The sequence below is a fragment of the Bacillus sp. 3255 genome (genome assembly GCF_031456485.1).
Taxonomy (GTDB): Bacteria; Bacillota; Bacilli; order Paenibacillales; family NBRC-103111; genus Paenibacillus_E.
This window is the reverse complement of sequence record NZ_JAVDUS010000002.1, coordinates 35,530-54,916: the sequence shown is the minus strand read 5'-3', so window position 1 is coordinate 54,916 and position 19,387 is coordinate 35,530. Positions and strand designations below refer to the sequence as shown.

At 48.9% G+C, this 19,387-nt stretch carries 15 protein-coding genes; 11 read left to right on the top strand and 4 right to left on the bottom strand.

The window, feature by feature from the left end; all coding sequences use genetic code 11:
* Positions 1-162 precede the first annotated feature (162 nt).
* Both J2X61_RS02785 and J2X61_RS02780 read left to right on the top strand, forming a co-directional pair.
* On the top strand, positions 163-510 hold the full coding sequence (locus J2X61_RS02785) for an ArsR/SmtB family transcription factor (RefSeq protein WP_274465836.1): 348 nt from the start codon (positions 163-165) through the stop codon (positions 508-510).
* 95 nt (positions 511-605) lie between these two features.
* Positions 606-1,115, top strand: a complete 510-nt coding sequence (locus tag J2X61_RS02780; protein WP_379239628.1) for an ArsI/CadI family heavy metal resistance metalloenzyme — start codon at positions 606-608, stop codon at positions 1,113-1,115.
* A 35-nt stretch (positions 1,116-1,150) separates the two neighbouring features.
* On the opposite strand, the gene J2X61_RS02775 is transcribed toward J2X61_RS02780, so the two are convergent.
* The 4 genes from J2X61_RS02775 to J2X61_RS02760 form a co-directional block, all read right to left on the bottom strand.
* A complete protein-coding gene (locus J2X61_RS02775) occupies positions 1,151-2,524 on the bottom strand; it encodes a sulfatase family protein (RefSeq protein ID WP_310185762.1) in 1,374 nt (457 codons plus the stop codon).
* A gap of 18 nt (positions 2,525-2,542) precedes the next feature.
* Positions 2,543-3,436 (bottom strand): carbohydrate ABC transporter permease, encoded by an 894-nt coding sequence (locus tag J2X61_RS02770; RefSeq protein ID WP_274465833.1) that lies wholly within the window; start codon positions 3,434-3,436, stop codon positions 2,543-2,545.
* A 1-nt stretch (position 3,437) separates the two neighbouring features.
* A complete protein-coding gene (locus J2X61_RS02765; protein WP_274467418.1) occupies positions 3,438-4,319 on the bottom strand; it encodes a carbohydrate ABC transporter permease in 882 nt (293 codons plus the stop codon).
* A gap of 88 nt (positions 4,320-4,407) precedes the next feature.
* A complete protein-coding gene (locus J2X61_RS02760; RefSeq protein ID WP_310185759.1) occupies positions 4,408-5,766 on the bottom strand; it encodes an ABC transporter substrate-binding protein in 1,359 nt (452 codons plus the stop codon).
* Between the two features lie 223 nt (positions 5,767-5,989).
* On the opposite strand from J2X61_RS02760, the gene J2X61_RS02755 reads away from it, so the two are divergent.
* The 9 genes from J2X61_RS02755 (at position 5,990) to J2X61_RS02720 (ending at position 19,125) form a co-directional block, all read left to right on the top strand.
* Positions 5,990-6,748, top strand: coding sequence for a response regulator transcription factor (locus J2X61_RS02755; RefSeq protein ID WP_310185756.1), 759 nt, complete (start codon positions 5,990-5,992; stop codon positions 6,746-6,748).
* Positions 6,675-8,531 (top strand): cache domain-containing sensor histidine kinase, encoded by a 1,857-nt coding sequence (locus tag J2X61_RS02750; protein ID WP_274465830.1) that lies wholly within the window; start codon positions 6,675-6,677, stop codon positions 8,529-8,531. The genes J2X61_RS02755 and J2X61_RS02750 overlap by 74 nt, the downstream gene beginning before the upstream one ends.
* 220 nt (positions 8,532-8,751) lie before the next feature.
* Positions 8,752-8,997 carry a hypothetical protein gene (locus tag J2X61_RS02745; RefSeq protein ID WP_310185753.1) on the top strand — a complete coding sequence of 82 codons (246 nt, stop codon included), beginning with the start codon at positions 8,752-8,754 and terminating at the stop codon, positions 8,995-8,997.
* 172 nt (positions 8,998-9,169) lie between these two features.
* Positions 9,170-9,637 carry a YqjF family protein gene (locus J2X61_RS02740; RefSeq protein ID WP_310185750.1) on the top strand — a complete coding sequence of 156 codons (468 nt, stop codon included), beginning with the start codon at positions 9,170-9,172 and terminating at the stop codon, positions 9,635-9,637.
* The gene (locus tag J2X61_RS36285) at positions 9,568-9,852 is read left to right on the top strand and encodes a DUF2071 domain-containing protein (RefSeq protein WP_396135398.1); all 285 of its coding nucleotides are present in this window, start codon (positions 9,568-9,570) and stop codon (positions 9,850-9,852) included. The genes J2X61_RS02740 and J2X61_RS36285 overlap by 70 nt, the downstream gene beginning before the upstream one ends.
* A 147-nt stretch (positions 9,853-9,999) precedes the next feature.
* Positions 10,000-10,590, top strand: coding sequence for a YdcF family protein (locus tag J2X61_RS02735; RefSeq protein ID WP_310185748.1), 591 nt, complete (start codon positions 10,000-10,002; stop codon positions 10,588-10,590).
* A gap of 422 nt (positions 10,591-11,012) precedes the next feature.
* Positions 11,013-14,696: a discoidin domain-containing protein gene (locus tag J2X61_RS02730; RefSeq protein ID WP_310185745.1), complete on the top strand. Its 3,684-nt coding sequence runs from the start codon at positions 11,013-11,015 to the stop codon at positions 14,694-14,696.
* A 289-nt stretch (positions 14,697-14,985) separates the two neighbouring features.
* Positions 14,986-16,470, top strand: coding sequence for an Lsa family ABC-F type ribosomal protection protein (locus J2X61_RS02725; protein WP_310185742.1), 1,485 nt, complete (start codon positions 14,986-14,988; stop codon positions 16,468-16,470).
* 348 nt (positions 16,471-16,818) lie between these two features.
* Complete coding sequence (locus tag J2X61_RS02720) at positions 16,819-19,125, top strand: Ig-like domain-containing protein (protein ID WP_274465824.1); 2,307 nt, start codon at positions 16,819-16,821, stop codon at positions 19,123-19,125.
* The last annotated feature ends 262 nt before the right edge of the window (positions 19,126-19,387 follow it).

Sequence of the window (19,387 nt, the reverse complement as noted above, 5' to 3'; positions counted from 1 at the left end):
ATGGGGCGGAAAAGTTTAATCAACATTTTTTGATTAAGTGATTGACCGCTTATGAAAATGATGGTAAATTGATATCGTGCATTAAATCAAAAAAAATTGATTATTAGTTAAGGAGGTGCTAAAATGAACGGAGAGCCAGAATTTCTTAAGAAGGTGTAGACCATGATCAGAGAAATACCGATTACATCAGGAACTGAGCCACTTGTATCCTTGAAAGAGTATGAAGCCAAATTCAAAGCGCTTGCCGATGAGAAGCGATTACAAATCATGTATGAGCTTACTCAGCGTGGTAATACCTGTGTGTGTGATCTCACTGAAATTGTCAATATGCCGCAATCCAAACTATCTTATCATTTGAAAATTTTGTTGGATGCGGGGATGATTACAAAGGAAACACGGGGTACTTGGAGTTACTACGAAATAAATCAAAATGAAGTAAGCCGAATACTTTCTGAGCAATTGTGCTGTATTTTTAAGCCTGCTCGGAAGAGTGGCAGTGATTGCTGCTAAATTTTTTTTGGTTTTTAAATCAAATTTTCTTGATTTATGAGCGAGGAGAAAGTCCGAATCTATTAAAAACCGTAGAAAGAAGGTAAATGATCATGATCCAAAGAATGCATGTGGCGGTAAACTGCAGTAACCTAGAGAAATCACTCGAATTTTATAAAGCCTTTTTCGGAGAAGAACCAACCAAAGTGAAAGAGAATTATGCCAAATTCGAGCTTACTGAACCCGCGCTTCATTTCTCCTTAAACGTTCGTCCCTTTGAGAAAAAAGGAGTGCTTAATCATCTGGGCTTCCAAGTGAGTGACACTGCAGAAGTACTGGCCATAGGGGATCGCCTCCGCCAGAGCGGGCTGCTTTTAATTGATGAAATGAATACAACTTGCTGTTATGCCGTTCAGGACAAAGTCTGGGTATACGACCCTGACGGTAATGCGTGGGAAATTTTCCATACGAAACAAGACTCCGAATTCGAGAGTGCCGATGAATCACGAGACATATCCCTATGTTGTACGCCGATTGAGGCGAACAAGGAGAAGGAAGCATGCTGTACACCTGCAGCCGGTCCCCAAGTAATTGAAATGGGTTCATTAAAGAGAAACCCTAACTGACGGAATCCCATCCAGTTAGGGTAAGGCCACCGCCTCTATTCATAAATCTCAGTCTTCGATACTTTCAGCTGCCCCGAGACCTGGGCAGGAAGCGCATGAATCGTAGGCGCGGATTCACCGGCGGTGACCATTCGCTTGATGAGCAGCTCGCGCAAATGCACCCGCACTTCCTCGTGCGATTGTTTATCGACGAGGTTGTTCAGCTCATAAGGATCCGCCTCCAGGTCGTACAGGTAGGATTCGACATAGTCGGAGGCTCCGCTGTCGCGAATCGGATCCCCAGCCGGCGCCGTCACGGCATATTTCCAGCGCCGGGTACGGATCGCCCGCCCGATCTCGGATTCGCTGACCTGTACGAAGACCTCCTGCTGCCAAGCGGCACCCCCGCGGTTGCCGCCAATCAGCGGCAGGATGGAGCGTCCCTGCATGTGATCCGGAACATCGATTCCGGCAGCATCAAGCAGTGTCGGCGGCAGATCAATCAGGCTGACCAGCTCGCGCAGGGTGCCGCCGCCGTTAAAGCCGGGACCGCTGAACGCCAGCGGTACCCGGATGGAGCTTTCGTGGCAGGAACGCTTATATTCTTCGTTGCGCGTTTTGAAATGGCAGCCATGGTCGGAGGTAAACGCCATAACCGTATTCTCCGTCAGACCGAGGCTCTTCAGTGCGTCGTTCAACCGTCCCAGCGCCTCGTCGAGCCTCTTGACCATGCCGTAGTATCCGTCCAGATGCTGATGAGCCGTTCCGCTGAGCGCGGCGAGGTCCGGCGGTACGTAGCGGGACGAGTATCTTCCACGGTATACGTCAGGTGAAGGGTAATCGTCGCGATGATTTTGATGGTGCGGCTCCAGAAACGAGAGAAACAGATAAAACGGCTTGTCGGCATGCCGGCGGTCCGCAAGATAACGGATGGCGGCATCCGTTAAAGCGTCTACGCGATAGCCGGGCAGCTCGACAGGCTCGTTGTTCTCATTATAGAGCATGGTCCGGTAGGCATCGGACGTATGCTCAAGGGCGTCTGCAGCAAGCCAGTACGCATAGCCGCCTCTTTTCTCGACAGGCACCGGGTTGGTACGAGTACCTGCCAGGTGCCATTTGCCGATATAGGCCGTATCATAACCGGCTTCTCGGAAATAGTGGGCAACGGTCCGGGTACCTTCCGGAAGCGGGATGCGGTTCGTGAAGCAGCCGGATTCCGTCGGGTAAAGTCCGGTTTGCAAGCAGGAGCGGGACGGTCCGCAGACCGGCTGACTGGTGAAGGTGTAGGCGGCATGCGTGCCGTACGCCGCCATCCGGTCATAATTCGGCGTCAGCTCCAGCGGGTTGCCATGAGCGCCGGTCGTATCCCAGCGCTGCTGATCGGTGAAAAATACGATAACATTAGGCCGCTTCTCTGCGGAATGATTCATGAGTAAGTACCTCCCCCATTATCCTTTGATACCCGTCGTGGCGATACCTTCCACAAAGTACTTTTGCGAGAAGAAGAACACCAACACCGGCGGCAAAATCGCCAACACAGCCATCGCCATAATCTGGTTCCACTCAATCGCACCGCCAGTCGAATCGATGGTCATGCGCAGCGCCAAGGAGATCGGGAACTTTTTCACACTGTTAATGAAAATAAGCGGGTTGAAGAAATCGTTCCAGGTCCAAATGAATTGGAAGATAGCAGCTGAAAGCATGGCCGGCATACATAACGGCAGGAGGATGCGGAACAGAATGGTCGGTGGACTGCAGCCGTCCATCACCGCAGATTCGTCGAGCTCCTTGGGAAGTCCCCGGAAAAATTGGACCATCATGAAGATAAAAAATGGAAAGCAGCCGAACGCGGCAGGCACGATGAAAGGCAGGTAGCTGTCCAGCCATCCCATATTGCGAAAAATGAGATACCGCGGAATGATAATGACCGTATGCGGCAGCATCAAGGTAGAGATCATCAGTACAAACAACAGGTTGCGAAGCGGAAATTTGAATCGTGCAAAGCCATAAGCGACCAGGACACTGGATAGCACGGTGAGAATGACCGTAGGAATCACCAGCACGAAGGTATTATAGAAAAACGTTGTATAGGTGTACTGGCCTGTACCCGCCCACCCCTTCACATAAGAATCCCATACGAATTGACTGGGCCATAGCCTGAGCGTACCGAATAAGTCGGCGTTCGTCTTAAAGGAGCTCAAGAACAGCCAAATCAGAGGATAGATCATCAGCCAGCCAAGAAGCAGCAGAGCCATGTGTTTGATCACATTGCGCAGCATGGCGCTTTGCGCTCTGGAGGCCGCACTTCGCGGTCGAGCCACAGTTGTTGTTGGATTCGGCATCTTATTTACCTCCGTCTTCATAATGGACCCATGATCTTGCCGAGCGGAAGATGAAGAGGGTCAGGATAAGAATCATGGCGAACAAGAACCAGGAAAGGGAGGAAGCGTATCCCATTTTCATATTCTGGAATGCCTCGTCGTAGATTTTCAAACCGAATAAATATGTCGATTTCACCGGTCCTCCGTTGGTTACGACGAATGCCGCAGTGAACTCCTGAAGAGCATTGATGGTCTGCATGACCAGATTGAAGAAAATAATCGGCGTGAGCAGCGGGATGGTAATCGTCCAGAGCATACGCACACGGCCGGCACCGTCAACCATGGCAGCTTCGTACAGCTCCGATGGAATTTGTTTGAGCCCTGCCAGGAAGAGAACCATGGATGAGCCGAATTGCCATACCACGAGCATACTGATGGTCCCGAGAGCCACATGCGGGCTTCCCAGCCAGTTAACGGGCGGAATATGGAGAAAGGACAAGGCTTGATTCACGACCCCCTCCTTCATAAACAGAAATCGCCATAGAATGGAGATCGCAACGCTGCCGCCAAGGATGGAGGGCAAATAATAGACTGTCCGGTACCAATTAACCGATCTCCCTTTGATATTCAGAATCAAAGCAATGAGCAGGGCGAAAGCCAGCTTAGCGGGAACCGCAATCAGCGCATATATAATCGTGACCTTAATGGAGGGGAAGAAATCTTTATCGACCGTCAACATTCTCACGTAATTATCCAATCCAATGAACTTGCCTGGCTTTACAAGCGTGGAATCTGTGAATGAGTAATAAAACGATAAGAGCAGCGGATAGAGCTGAAACCAGAAAAATCCAATCACCCAAGGCGATACGAATAACAGGCCCCAAAGGACGTTGCGCAGGCGCATGCTTTTCAAGTCAGATGTTCCTTTCCATATACGGGCTATGTGTTAAGAAGGGTGCTGCCCTGACGGACAGCACTCCTTCGCGCTTCCCTTATTTTGCTTTCATTTCTTGGAGCTTGGAGGTGAAGCCGGCGTAAATTTCGTTGGCTGCTTGTTCCGGTGTAAGCTTATTGTAGATCAGCTTCTGGATGGAATCTTTCACGACTTGCGCAAGCTCTGCATTCGTGCTTATGACATTTGGTGAAATCGTCTTCTTCGCAGAAGCGAGTTCCAGACCTTTGGAAATGTTAGGATCCAGCTTGCCGGATTCCTCCAGCGCTTTGCGCGCCACGGTTGAAGCCGGAATTCCGCGCTGAGTGGTCAGAAGCAATGCAGCTTCTTTGTCATTGACCAGGTAATTAATAAATTTGGCGGCTTCCTCTTTGTTTGTCGAGTCTTGGGAGATGGCGAAACCTGTGCCTGCAACGGTAGGGTTACCCGATTGAACGGCACCTGGATTCTCTGGGAATGCACGGACACCGATTTTGGCAGCAGGAACAGCTTGCTTATACTTGTCGATGGCTTGAACGTAGTCAAGCAGAAGACCGATTTCACCTTTCACCCATTTCGGATTTTGCTCCATCTTACCGACGAACGCGGTACTATCGCCGAACGGCTCAATTGCACCGCTCTTATATAGATTTGACAAGTAGGTAAGACCGTCCGTTAACTGAGCCTTATCGAAGCCAGGCGTGAAGTCGTCGTTCACCCAGCCCTTGCCTGTTTTTTGCATGATATACGGCTGCAGAATCAGCTTGTTAATCACGTCGATATCAGCCGTTAAGAGGTAGGCGTTTTTATCTTGTTCATGGACCTTTTTGCCTTCTTCGATCAGTTTATCCCAGGTCCATACGGTGTCGGCGGGAACTCCATGCTTCTGCATGAAATCTTCATTCACAACGGTCGTTGCTGCAAACATACCGGACGGAACCATAATTTGTTTGCCCTTGTAGGCACCGTAATCCTTGAGGGCGGAATCCGGAATTTGTTTCGTATCAATCAAGCTGCTGACGGATTTCAGGTCCAACATGAAATCGCTCATCTCCACGGACCATTCATAGGTGAACTGGAATAAGTCGGGAGCGGTTCTGCCGGCGAATTGAGTGGCGAGCTTCTTGTTAAATCCGTCAAAGCCCATATATTCGGCTTCGATTTTGACATTCGGATGCAGCTTCATATAGGCGTCGATGGCAGCGAGCGTTGCTTTATGTCTAGCGTCGTTGCCCCACCAGGCAAAGCGCAGCGTAACGGGTTTGTTACCGCTTGCTGCCTTATCTGACCCGGTTCCGGTGGTAGAGCCGGAAGCAGCGGAGTCTTGGTTGGAGCCTGTGCCGCAAGCGGATAAAATGATGAGGATGCTAAGCAAGACGGCAAACATTTTGGACAAGCTATACAGTTTTCGGTTAAACAAAGTACTTCCCCCTGTCGGATAGTGAATTTCGGGCCCAACCCCAAGTTAACATGAATCCGTTTTCACAGAAAGGGGTTTCATTTTGGAACATGGTTCATTCCTTGCCCGTTTTGTTTGGATTAGGTATCATTTTTTTAGATTGTTCGCTTAAATTATGCCAATTTATGCATGCATTCCTTTTACTATTTATGAAAGTATATAATAAACAGGGGGAGGGTCGATCATGTACAGATTAGCATTTATTGATGATGAAACGGCGACTCGGGACACGCTTTGCAGCTGTTTTCCATGGGAGAAGGCCGGATTCGAGATTGTGGCACAGCTTGGAAATGGTATGGAAGCGCTCAAATATTTGCTCCAACACGAGCTGGACGCCATCCTTTGCGACATCAAGATGCCCGTCATGAATGGGATCGAGCTCGCGAGGGAAATTCATGAACGCAAACTGCCCGTCCAGGTCATCCTGCTGAGCGGGCTGAGGGATTTTGAGTTGGCACGGCAGGCCATCAGCTATGGAGTGCGGCACTACATGGTGAAGCCGGCCAAGTTCCAGAACTTGCATGATGTTCTCATGCAGCTTAAGCAGGAATTGGATGAGCAGAAGGGTCGAGCAGATGAATCGGACTCTGACGTGCCGATGCAGGCGGACGTGAGCGCACAATCCCCTGATCATCCTGTGATTCAGCGCATACTTCACTACATCGAAGCCGAATACCGCAACGTAACGCTGGAGGATGTGGCACGGTTCGTGCATATGAATCCCAGCTATGTGAGTTCGTATTTCCGTAAGCTGGCCGGTCAGAAATTTTCGGATTATGTGCTCGCGGTTCGAATGAGAAAAGCGGCCGAGCTTTTGCGGGAGCATCGCTGGAAAGCGCTTGAGGTCAGTGAAATGGTGGGATATGCAAATGCGAAAAATTTTATACGCGCTTTTAAGCAGTATTACGGGAAAACGCCCGGGCAGTTCAAGCACGAGCATTAAATATGTCAAACAGAGCGATGCGGCGCTGGCGCGTAAATTTTTCGCCGAGAACCTGCGAAGAGTTATCGTACTGTCGCTGATTCCTCTGACTATATTGGGTTCCTTGTCCATCTTCATTACGGTTTGGTATATCCGCGGCTCGATTGAGCAGAATAGCGAAAACCGGCTGAATCAGATCAATCAGCTCACGGAGGTCATTCCGGCTGAGCTTGATTCCTTAAGCCTCTCCTTCGACAAGGACCCGAAGATTAAAATCCGGCTGACGAACATATTGAACACGACCTCCTTTTCCTTTGAAGAAGTGGAAGCGCTCTTTTATTTGCGCAATGTCATTGATGTGCCGGCCAATTCCAAGTCCTATATTCATTCCATCTATATTTATTATGAGAATTCGCAAGGACGATTTCTAAGCTCGCGCGACGGCATCGCCCAGGTGGATTCGACACTGGATACGAGCTGGTACTCCTTTTATCAATCCGAAGCATTCAAGGGTGGCGAGGAGTTGATTACGCAGCCACGCGAGCTGATGACCAGTTCCGATCCTAACGGCACCACGCAGGTGCTGACGGTGTATCAGCCGTTCGGCGACCTGGATGCGAAGGGGCATCCCCGCGGTCTCATTGTGATGAATATCCTGCCTTCCTATTTCGCGAAATCACTGAATCTATTTAACGATTGGGAGGGCAGTTATTCGTATATCGCAGACTCTAACGGCACTCCGCTCATCACCTCCGACAGCTTCGGAGGCAGTATCGCGCTGCCGGCGGCTGAGCAGTTAACGAAGGGACAATTGCTTCGCTCTTCCCTTGACGGCGCTCTGGTCACCATGAAGCAATCCCGGCGCTTGGCGTGGATTGCAGTATCCGTTATTCCGACGAAGGCCTTGTACAGCCTTCCGCGGATGATCGTATATATCACCCTGGCGCTATCGGTGTTCTCCTTGCTGCTGAGCATGCTGTATGCTTTGTGGATCACAAGAAAAAATTACCGTCAGGTCACGCAAATCGTCCATGTGCTGGAGCATGCCGACCGCCATGAGGATAGTGTTCCTGCCATGCCGGAAAGAATTCAGGATGTGTACGAGCTGATCGTCAAGAACATTCTAGATACGTTTCTAGAGCAAAAGTATTTGCGAATCCAGCTTTCCGAGCGGCAGGCGAAGATGGAGCTGCTGGAGCTTAAAGCGCTTCAATCCCAGATGAACCCTCACTTCATGTCCAATACGCTGCACTCGATTTATTGGAAGGCTTTCCAGCTGACGCGTTCACCGAATGATGCCTGCGTCATGATCGAACAGTTGAGCGACTTATTGGAATATGCGCTGCGCGGAACGGATGACGCGGTAACGCTGCAGGATGAGCTTGCCAATGTACGAGGCTATATCCAACTGCAAAAAACTCGATTCTCTGATCGTTTGCAGGTGATTTGGGATACGAAGGAAGAGATGAAGGACTGCCGCGTTGTGAAAATCAGCATGCAGCCGCTGGTTGAGAACAGTATCCATATCGGCCTTGCCGCCCAGGATCGGCTGGCCGTTAAGGTCAAATGCCGTATGAATGGCACAAGCCTGCATGTGACCATTATCGATAACGGACCGGGCATACCGCGTGAACGGCTTGGGCAAATCTGCGCGTCATTCGACTCCGATGCGATGCAAGGCAAGCATCTTGGACTTTTTAATACCAACAAAAGGCTTATGCTTCATTACGGCGCAGGGAAGTGGATGCGTGTTCTAAGCAAGGAGGGGAAGGGTACGGCTATTACGTTGATCTTTCCGCAGTAGTTCTAAGAAATGGTACCATAACTTGGTTCAATGCAAACCAGAGGCTGCCGTGAAATTAAACGGGCGGCCTTTTCCACGTTCAGAATATCCTTATGAACGAATATTGAACAGTGGTAAATTATTCGACTAAAATGGCAAAGATCGACATAATCCTAGAGAAGTCTATTTTATTATATTGTTATAACTCACAAATCCTTCATTACATAAGGAGCGTGTTAAATTGCAACAAGTATCCGATTATCTGTTTATGGGTTCTATGATTTTATTAATATTGACTTTACTTTTTAAAGGCTTAGGCTCAACAGGACATTCTAATCCGTTAGGAAATATCGATTTGCAAATGCAACAAAACCACAAAAATGACTTGGAAAAGCAAGATTCCATTATTTCAAGGATTCTTAAATCTTACTTATTATGGGTCTCAATTGTAGGAATAGTAATATCAATAGTCATATCAAAATTTTGATTGATCTTACTCATCATTTTTCTTCCATTTATAAAGCGCAAATGTTGTAAGCTTTATGATCTTGCTGCGATGTTCACAAAGTCATTCAAAGAGGAGTTGAGGCGAGGCAGTGCACGATTTGTTGAAACATACCGAACACAGGCCATACCCTCTTTCTCCCGGCCCTTGGATCATGACCCAGACATGGGAGAGGTTGCTTTTCGCTCATTGGCCGGTACCGAAGGACATTATGAAGGTACATTTGCCGAAGGATCTTCCGCTTGACACGTATGACGGTTATGCTTGGATCGGGATCGTACCATTCCACATGTGCAGTATACGCCTAAGATGGCTGCCGGCAGTTCCTTATTTGTCCGCTTTTCCAGAAATCAATGTGCGTACTTACGTCGTGAGGGATGGTAAGCCGGGAGTTTACTTCTTCAGCTTGGATGTTACGAATCCGATGGCAGTGGCATTAGCCAGAGGAGTGTTTCATTTGCCCTATTATCGGTCAAGGATGGGGATGGAGAAAGCCGGAGTCGGCTGGAGTTATAGAAGTGAGCGAACTAGCCGCTTCGCACCGCAGGCAGTATTACGGGCTCCTACGCGCCGATATCGAACGTTTATCGGGCATCTCCCGGCTCCATCGACGAATGGCTGACAGAAAGGTATTGTTTATACACAACCCATGGCGGAAATCTGTACCGCGGTGAAATTCATCATTTGCCTTGGCCTCTTCAACGAGCGGAGGCGGAATTAGAAAAAAATGACATGCATTCGGATTTCAAACGTTATGTAACGAATTCAACCGCTCCGATTCTGCATTACGCTGATACGCTCAAAACCTTAATCTGGCCTCTAGTCAAGGTCACTTAAAAGTGCTCTATCATGTAGAGGCTGCCATCGATTTCCGATGGCAGCCTTTGCTAATATTCATGCATTGAACCACGAGTATTCTCGTTACGTCTTATCCTCAATATGGAAAATATATTTCGTAGTATTCATACCATGAGGTACTAACACATGAAAAAAATGAAAAAGTTTTGGATATGGGCGACTGTAGCAACAGTGACTATGATGCTTTTGACCGTGGCCTATTTCACGTGGATGAGCGGTCAGGTTATGGAGTCCTGGAAATCCGCCCACGGTAATCCTAGTGATTGCGCAATCGTTCTCGGTGCCGCCGTGTGGGATGGTAAGCCGAGTACAGCTATGAAGGAAAGGCTCGATATCGCATTCCAAGTTTATCAGGAAAAGCTGGCAGACCGCCTGATCCTTTCAGGAGGAGTGGGGGCTGGAGATCAGCTTTCCGAGGCTCAAGTCATGAAAGCCTACTTAATGGAAAAAGGGATACCTGAAGCCGCAATGCTACTTGAAGAACAATCCCATTCCACCATGGAGAATCTCCTCAACAGCAAGGTCATCATGCGGGACAACGGGTATGCTAGTGCCATATTGGTCACTCATGGCTTTCACGCTTTAAGGGCTCGCCTCATGGCGGAGAGTATTGGTATCCAAGCTAGCGTTGAACCCGTTCAAATTCGGCCGATTGATCTAAGGTATTATGTGCTTCGGGAAGCCTTAGGTATCGCTGTCTTTAAGCTCGGCGGTTAAAAGGCCCGTGGGATAAGGATAAACCTTCCCTGAGGCCTTTTTGGCATCTAGCCGGTTTATGGCGCGGGCTCAGTAACTAGTATCCAACGTGACGCGTTGCAGGAAAATCTCCAATAGAACGCCGGACTGCGTAGTATCGTTCTTAACCCGGATGTTATTACCGCTATCGATATCGATAATGACACCTTGATGAAGCGCTATTTGTGATAATTCGTACCGAGTGATAAATATCGGACTATACGGAGCATAAACAATCTGATTATGATACAAACACGAGGCTGAGCAAGCGGAGCCTAATAAATGTAAGCGCTTATATGGGTCTGAAAGGAGAGCGGGTGGTTAAGATGCAGTACGAAATCAAACACATGCAGGAGAATAACCTGTGATCGCTTGTTCAGAAAATTAAGAGGAGGGATATTGAAATGGGGAAAATGAGTAAGTGGTATCCAACTCGCATTTTAGCCTTACTAATGGCACTCATCATTGCAGGAACGTTCATCCCTGTCGGCAATGTGCAAGGGGCGGGGTCTCTGCTCAAAACCGGTAACTACCAATACAGCGTCGCCCCAAATGGGGGCAATTCTCCGGACAAAGGAGTAACCGGGTTGATCTCTTCAGCCAATGGCGTACTGTTGGACGGATTAACTACAACGTATGCCGGATTCATGGGGAATGGCACGGGTACGCCAGGGAGCGTTCAGGTTGTATTTGACCTGTTGAAGGATTACCCGTTAGACAGTATCAACGTCGTGCTGAACTCACCTAATTCGTTTTGGGGATTTAAAGAGTTAACGGTCAAATACCGCCCTGAGGCTTCCGAGAATTACTATATCGCGGACAAACACACCAGAACGCCATTAATTACTTCCACGAGCCCAAGCTCAGCCTGGAACTATTCGGTCAACATCCCGATGTCGAACAAGACGGCCAGATTTATTATTATCGATATCAAGCGTCCTCATGATTTTCAGCATATCCCCCTTACCGAAGTTCAAATATATAAAGGGACCGGTCAGGAGGGTACGAATCCAGGACCTGCGCTTACTTCGGAGCAAATGGCGCTCGAACTGAACAAAGACACCTTAACGGCAGAAAATTTACTGAAAACCGGCAATTATTTCTACAGCCACGCTCCGAACGGAGGCAGTCTTCCCGATAGAGGAATGACCGGGTTGGTCTCCTCAAGCAACGGTGTGTTACTTGACGGGTCCACCGCAACGTATGCCGGATTTATGGGGAGCGCGACCTCTCCGGGGACGGTACAAGTGGTATTTGACCTGCTGAAGGACTATCCGTTAGACCGAATTCATCTGGTCCTGAATTCACCCAATTCGGCATGGGGGTTTAAAGAGTTTACCGTCAAATACCGCCCTGAGGCTGTAACGGACTATTACTATATTGCTGCCAAGCACATCCGAACGCCTGGAATAACGTCAACGAGCCCAAGCTCAACCTGGGACTATGCCGTTAACATCCCGATGGCGAACAAGACGGCCCGATTTATTGTTATAGATATTAAGCGTCCTCATGCTTACCAGCATATCCCCCTCACCGAAATACAGATTTATAAAGGGACCGGCCAGGAGGGTGTGAATCCCGGACCTGCGCTTACGGCGGAACAAATGGCGCTCGAACTGAAAAAAGACGGATTAATGGCCGACAAGTACGGGCAATGGGTTTATGAAACCTGGCCGGGAAAGGTGACGTCCGACGAGCAGCTGCAGCAGGAATATACGAATGAGGCGAACGCGCTGTCAGCTGTTTCACTGGATCTTACCAAATATGATCCATACGGCGGGATTAAAAGTGGAGGAGTTTACACGGGCAGCGGTTATTTCAGACTTCAGCAAATCGATAACAAATGGTGGTTTATTACCCCGGATGGATACAAATTTATTCTGAAGGGCGTGGATGCGACAAGTATCTGGGAATGGGGATACGGGACGCCGCTTAAGAAAGCGGACGGTACCCCGAGAGGGGTGTTCGAGGAGCTGCCTGATCCTGTGACTTATGCTCCTGCCTATGTAAATGATGCCAACGGCGAAAGAGTAAGCTTCATCGTTGCCAATGTAATGCGGAAATACGGCAGCAATTTCGAGTCCAAATGGGAGGACATCACGAAGAAGCGTTTGGTCGATTGGGGCTTTAACGCTTTCAGCAAGTGGACCAAACCGACAAATATCACGTTTCCATACATTCATGTTCTGCAAGACCCCGGCAACTTGCGAAGGATTCAATGGACTTACGATGTATTTGACCCGCAGAGTGAAGCTCTCATAGAATCCGCATTGACCCCACAGCTGGATAGAGCGAAGAATGACCCGTGGCTAATCGGTTATACGTACGATAATGAGGCTGGTTGGACTATTGATATCGTCAAAGAGGTACTGACCTATAATTCGACGTCTGCAGCTAAAGGCGCTTTCGTGAATTTCCTTGCCCCAAGGTACAGCAATGATATTTCGGCCGTTAACCAGCTTTTGGGTACGAGTGCGGCATCGTTTGACGAGTTGAAAAATACTTCGATCAATATAGCTAATGTGCCTGCTGCGGATGTATCGGAATTTATCAAGCTGGCATCCAGGACGTATTTCTCAACGATCAGAGATATAATCAAAAGACATGATACGAATCATCTGTTCTTAGGTGCGTCTGTCGTTCCCACCTGGCGGACCAGTCTGGAATGGGATTCGGCGGCTATGGAATTTGTAGATGCATTCTCGGTGGACAATTACACGAACGATCCTGGTTGGATTTCCAGATATGAAGCTTTCGGCAAACCTTTATTGAACCTGGAATATACATTTAGTACGACTCAACGTGGGTTGTCACCCGTCAATGGGGCTACGAGTGTGGCTAGTATAGCGGATAGAGGGATGGCCTACAAATCTTTCGTGGAAAGCGAAACTTCACATCCGTTGTTCGTTGGCTCAGGCTGGTTTTCGTACTTTGATCAAGCGGTTACGTGGCGTAAAGACGGTGAGAACTATAATATAGGCTTAGTCAACCAACAGGATCAGCCCTACACGGATATGGTCAATATTATGAAGACTGTCAATGCCGGATTGGAAAATATTCATGCGAATGGGATAAATCTCGCCTTGGATAGACCCGTCACGGCTAGCTCATCCCAATCCGCTTCGCTAGACGCCGGGTATGCCTTCGATGGGCAAACAACGACGAGCTGGGGATCGAACTTAACCGACAATGAATGGATCTATACGGATCTTGGTTCCATGAAGACGGTAAGCAGGGTTAAACTTAACTGGGGGACAGCATATGGTAAAGCCTATAAGATTCAGGTGTCGGACAATGCTGTAGACTGGACCGATGTATACAGCACGAATGCCGGCAATGGAGGCACAGACGATCTCTCTTTTACGGAGGCTAGTGCCAGGTATGTCAGGATGCTGGGTATACAGAGCGGTGCCGGCGGCGGATATTCGCTATCTGAATTGGAGGTATATGAGCAGCCTGGAGCACCATCGGATGAGATTCCGCCGGTTACGACCGATGATGCGCCTACGGACTGGAGGAGTACGGATGTAACGGTGTCGCTGAACGCTGCGGACAATCAATCCGGTGTCGATAGCACGCAATATCGGATCAATGGCGGCCAATGGCTGACCTATGACGGCGCTTTCGACGTTTCGGCTGAAGGAACCAATACGATAGAATATCAAAGTAAGGACAAAGCAGGAAACCTGGAAGAGATCAAGCGTGTTCTCGTGAAAATAGACAAAACGGCGCCTGAATTTCAGATCAATCTGAATAAAGCGGTGCTGTGGCCGGCTAATCATGAACTGGTGACCGTTACAGCAGAAACGTACGGCGCAGTAGACGGGGGAGCTGGTATTAAGTCCATTATTTTACAATCCATCACCTCCAATGAACCGGATGATGGTACCGGTGACGGAGACACTTCGCAGGATATTCAACATGCAGACTTGGACCAACCGGATTATATGTTTGATTTGCGGGCTGAGCGATCCGGAAGCGGAGAAGGACGCGTATACACTATTACTTACATCGCTACCGATTATGCAGGCAACGTGAAGCAAGTAGCATTGAAGGTCAACGTTCCGAAGAACCGGGAACAAGGATGATCGGATCGATGGAGAAGTGGCTTGCAACATGGAAAATAGTATGTTAGAATTTCGCTACATTTAACAAACGGAGGTGAAGAGGATAATGTAATAGTTCTTGCTCTTTTTCTAAGAATAGAACAAGGCTTGTTTTATTCTTGGTTAGCAAGAGAGTTACTTTATCCTTTCACTCAAAACATAGATCCTTTTTCATCCCCTGACCGGGGTTGAATTTGTCGTATTTTTTTGAGCTGCGGGAAAGGTAACTTTCTTGCAGCTCTATTTTTTTTACGACAAAGGAGGGTGCCACATGTCTACGATTAACGTGTCAAACTTGACGTTTGCCTATGAAGGCAGCTACGACAACATCTTTGAGAACGTCAGCTTTCGGATGGACACGGACTGGAAATTGGGCTTTACAGGGAGGAATGGCCGGGGCAAAACGACGTTTCTCCAGCTATTGCTCGGCCAACTTGCATACAGTGGCCATATTTCGTCGAAGGTCGAATTCGAATATTTTCCATTCCCTGTGGAGCGCAAGGAAAGTCTTACGCATGAAGTCGTTGAAAATATACATCCGGACTATGAGCGCTGGCAATTCATGCGGGAGTTATCGCTGCTCAAAGTGTCCGAGGACGTGTTATACCGGCCTTTCCATTCGTTGTCTAACGGCGAACAGACCAAGGTGCTGCTGGCGACCTTGTTCATGAAGGAGAACAATTTCCTGCTTATTGACGAGCCGACGAACCACCTGGATCAGGACGCGAGGAAGCAGGTCAGCCGATATTTGAAATCAAAGAGCGGGTTCATTCTTGTCTCGCATGACAGAGCGTTTCTCGATCATTGCGTCGATCACATTCTCTCCATCAACAAAACCAATATCGAGATCCAGAAAGGCAACTTTTCGAGCTGGTGGGAAAATAAGCGGAGGCAGGATCAGTTCGAGCTTGCCACGGACGAGAAACTCCGAAAGAGCATCAAACAGCTCGCTGATTCGGCCAAACGTACGGGGAATTGGGCGCATGCGATAGAGCAAAGCAAGAACGGCACAAGGAATTCCGGCTCCAAAATCGACAAAGGCTACGTAGGTCACAAAGCCGCGAAAATGATGAAGCGATCGAAGTCGATTGAAAAAAGGCAGCAATCGGCCATCGAAGCGAAATCCAAGCTTTTGAAAAATGTGGAAAGCTCCGAAAGCTTGGAGATCACACAGCTCTCTTATCATTTGCCTACACTTGTCGAGCTGGATGCGATTTCGATTCATTATGGGGAAAGACAGGTATGCGAGAATGTAAGCTTTACGATTGAGCCAGGCGAACGCATTGCACTAGCGGGCCCGAACGGCTCGGGAAAATCTTCAATCCTCAAGCTGATATGCGGGGAGGGGATAAGCTACACCGGAAGCTTGCAGAAGGATAGCCAGTTACAGATATCGTACGTATCGCAGGATACTTCCCACCTTCGTGGAGATTTGTCGGACTATGCTAGGGAGCATGGCATTGACGAAAGTTTGTTTAAATCCATACTAAGGAAGCTTGATTTCTCCGAAATTCAGTTTGAGAAGGATATGTCGGCGTATAGCGGCGGCCAGAAGAAAAAGGTGCTGCTCGCCAAAAGCCTGAGCGAGAACGTGCATTTGCATATATGGGACGAACCGCTTAACTTTATTGATGTCATCTCCCGTATGCAAATCGAGGAACTGCTGCTTGAGTACACGCCAACCATGCTGTTCGTGGAGCATGACAGCGAGTTTTGCGAGAATATCGCAACGAAGATTGTAAAACTGACAAACTAACTCTTTTTGAGGAGGAGAAGGCTAAGATGGTTGAAGTTGAAGTTGTAGATGATTTGGTGAACCTGCTCATCCCGGATGAGAAGGTTCACGTACATATTGGGTGGGAAATGTACCCGTTTATCGACAAAGGCACCTAGCGTTACTCCCTTGGCTGCGAATTTGGATAATTTTGTTTATGCTCCATATAACCTGCGTCTCGTCATTGCCGCGTACTGGGGCATAAGCCCAAAAGTTGTTTCAGAGCTATAGCTTGGCATCTGTCCGGGGGCACATAATGGGTTAACAGCTTGGGAATGAAGCTGCAAGCGATTACAAGTTGTTAACCTATTATTGGAGGAGGACGAAGTAGTGAAGAAAAAGACGCTCATTTCTGTACTGGCAGCAGTTCAGCTAATAGGTTCCGTGCACGTGAGTGCTTCGACAGGCGAGACGGCGAATGGGACAGGCACGGTGCCTGCATTTCCGGGAGCCGAAGGCGGCGGCATGTATACGAGCGGCGGGCGCGGATACGACGTATACGAGGTCACGACTTTGGCCGACTATGGGCTTGGCGATACGCCGATTCCGGGCTCGCTGCGCGATGGGGTGAGTCAAGGAAACCGAAATGTGATCTTTCGTGTATCCGGGACGATCCATTTGAAGCAGCCGCTCAAAATTAAGCAAAAGAACCTTACGATAGCCGGACAAACAGCCCCTGGCGATGGCATCGCTATTGCCGGTTATGGCACGGACATTTCGGGCTCGGAGAATCTCATAATCCGTTACTTGCGGTTTCGTCCCGGCAGCGCCAATATAGCTTCGGAACCCGACGCCTTTGGCGGAAGAGATGTCACAAACGCCATCATCGACCATATTTCCACCAGCTGGTCGGTGGATGAGACGTTGTCTTTTTACCGGAATGAGAACACGACCCTGCAATGGAGCATCATCAGTGAAAGCATGTTGTTATCGGGACATGTCAAGGGAAGACATGGATATGGCGGAATATGGGGCGGCGAGAACGCGACCTTCGCCAATAATCTGCTCGCGAGTCATGTAAGCCGCGTCCCCGCGCTCGGGAATACAGGCAATAAGGTGAATCCTGTCTCCAGTACGGATTTGGTGAATAACGTCATGTACAATTGGGGCTTTAATTCCACCTATGGCGGGAACGATCAAGAAAATAACATGATTAACAATTATTATAAGCCCGGCCCTTCTACACATGAGAAAGTGATGAAACGGATTGTCAGCCCCGGTCAGGACGGCAGGCTAAGCTGGTTCCACATTTCAGGTAATTATATGGAGGGGGATCAAGCCGTATCAGCCGACAATGCGTTGGGGACCGAAGAAATCAAAAGCGGCACGTCGTTCTCCGACACGCCATACGAGGTGCTGGGCCATGATACGCTCAGCATTAGCACGGCTGAACAAGCTTACGAACGGGTACTGAGTCAGGCAGGAGCGACGTATCCGCGCAGAGATGCTGTCGATGCCCGAATCGTGAACGACGTGCGGAACGGGACCGGCAGACTGATCAATAATGAATGGGAAGCAGGCGGCTATCCAGAGTTGAAGTCGGTGGAAGCTCCGAAGGATACGGATCATGATGGCATGCCGGATGTCTGGGAAATCGAGGCGGGCCTGAACCCAAGTGATGCTGCCGATGGCAAGCAGGTGACGGAATCAGGGTATTCCAACCTGGAATTGTATATGAACGGGCTAGTCCGCATCGATCATAAAGCCGAGAATCCGGACGTCGTGCTTCAGTCACCTGCATTGAATAGTATTCATAAAGCCGGATCGCCCATCAAATTGAACGCAAAGCTAAGTAACAAAGGAAGCATCGCCAAGGTCGAGTATTATGCCAATGATGTGAAAATTGGGGAATCGACGAAAGGTTCGTTCGATTTCGCATGGCAAGATGTTCCCGACGGCACTTGGTTCGTTTCTGCGAAAGCGACCGATCACGAAGGTAATGCGACACAGACGACCTCGATGCCGATTCACGTAAATACGGAGAAACAACACGGTGATTGGACATCCAAGGATATTGGCGAAGTGCCCATTCAAGGAAATGCCTCATTGGCCGATGGGGTGCTTACAGTTAAGGGAGCTGGCCGGATCGGCGAAACGGCAGATGCCTTCCAGTTTGCCTCCCAAGCGGTGAAAGGCGATACCGAGCTGGTAGCAAGGATTGACTCGTTAACGAAGGTGGACAACAATGCGATCTCGGGCTTGATGATTCGAGAAAGTCTCGCGGCGGATGCGGCTACAGCCATCATCAGTACGTCGGTCGTGAAGGCTGATAAGCAAGATACGCCGTATTCCGTTCATTTTTCAACACGTGCATCCACAGGGGAGCCGATCTTAGCGCTTGGCGAGAACGATCGACCGGAGGATTACGGTGTACCTACCTTGAAAGGGACGGAACTGCCTTATTGGTTGAAAATTGCCAGAATAGGGGACACCATCACGGGGTACGCTTCGGAAGACGGAACGAACTGGACGGAAGTGGGGCATAAAACGATTGCGATGAACGAAACGGTGTATATCGGTTTTGCCGTCGATGCCGCTCAAAATACGAGCCGCATTCACAATTACAACACGGCAACCTTCTCTAACTTTACATTGGCAGGAGAAGTCGTTGGCCACCATAAAGGCGGCGGCAACTAGGTTCCGCGGTACCATAAAAAATGACAGTTATCTCTAAGCGGAGATAACTGTTTTTATTTGATTAGATCTCGAAGTATCATATCCCTCGCCGATAATCATTAACTCAGAAATAGGGGGGATATGAGCAAATGATTATTTCGGCACCGCCTTCATAACTGGTACGCTGAGGATGCTCGAGCTGATTGATGACGATGCGAGAGGGGGGATAGAGCAAACTTGTAAGCGATTTCAAGTATTCTCAACCAATCTACTGCGGGAGGAA

Bases quoted from the DNA above. Each gene is read 5' to 3' on its own strand.
- J2X61_RS02785 (WP_274465836.1), top strand. From the start codon at position 163: ATGATCAGAGAAATACCGATTACATCAGGAACTGAGCCACTTGTATCC.
- J2X61_RS02775 (WP_310185762.1), bottom strand. From the start codon at position 2,524: ATGAATCATTCCGCAGAGAAGCGGCCTAATGTTATCGTATTTTTCACC.
- J2X61_RS02770 (WP_274465833.1), bottom strand. From the start codon at position 3,436: ATGCCGAATCCAACAACAACTGTGGCTCGACCGCGAAGTGCGGCCTCC.
- J2X61_RS02765 (WP_274467418.1), bottom strand. From the start codon at position 4,319: ATGCGCCTGCGCAACGTCCTTTGGGGCCTGTTATTCGTATCGCCTTGG.
- J2X61_RS02755 (WP_310185756.1), top strand. From the start codon at position 5,990: ATGTACAGATTAGCATTTATTGATGATGAAACGGCGACTCGGGACACG.
- J2X61_RS02750 (WP_274465830.1), top strand. From the start codon at position 6,675: ATGCGAAAAATTTTATACGCGCTTTTAAGCAGTATTACGGGAAAACGC.
- J2X61_RS02740 (WP_310185750.1), top strand. From the start codon at position 9,170: ATGACCCAGACATGGGAGAGGTTGCTTTTCGCTCATTGGCCGGTACCG.
- J2X61_RS02735 (WP_310185748.1), top strand. From the start codon at position 10,000: ATGAAAAAAATGAAAAAGTTTTGGATATGGGCGACTGTAGCAACAGTG.
- J2X61_RS02730 (WP_310185745.1), top strand. From the start codon at position 11,013: ATGGGGAAAATGAGTAAGTGGTATCCAACTCGCATTTTAGCCTTACTA.
- J2X61_RS02725 (WP_310185742.1), top strand. From the start codon at position 14,986: ATGTCTACGATTAACGTGTCAAACTTGACGTTTGCCTATGAAGGCAGC.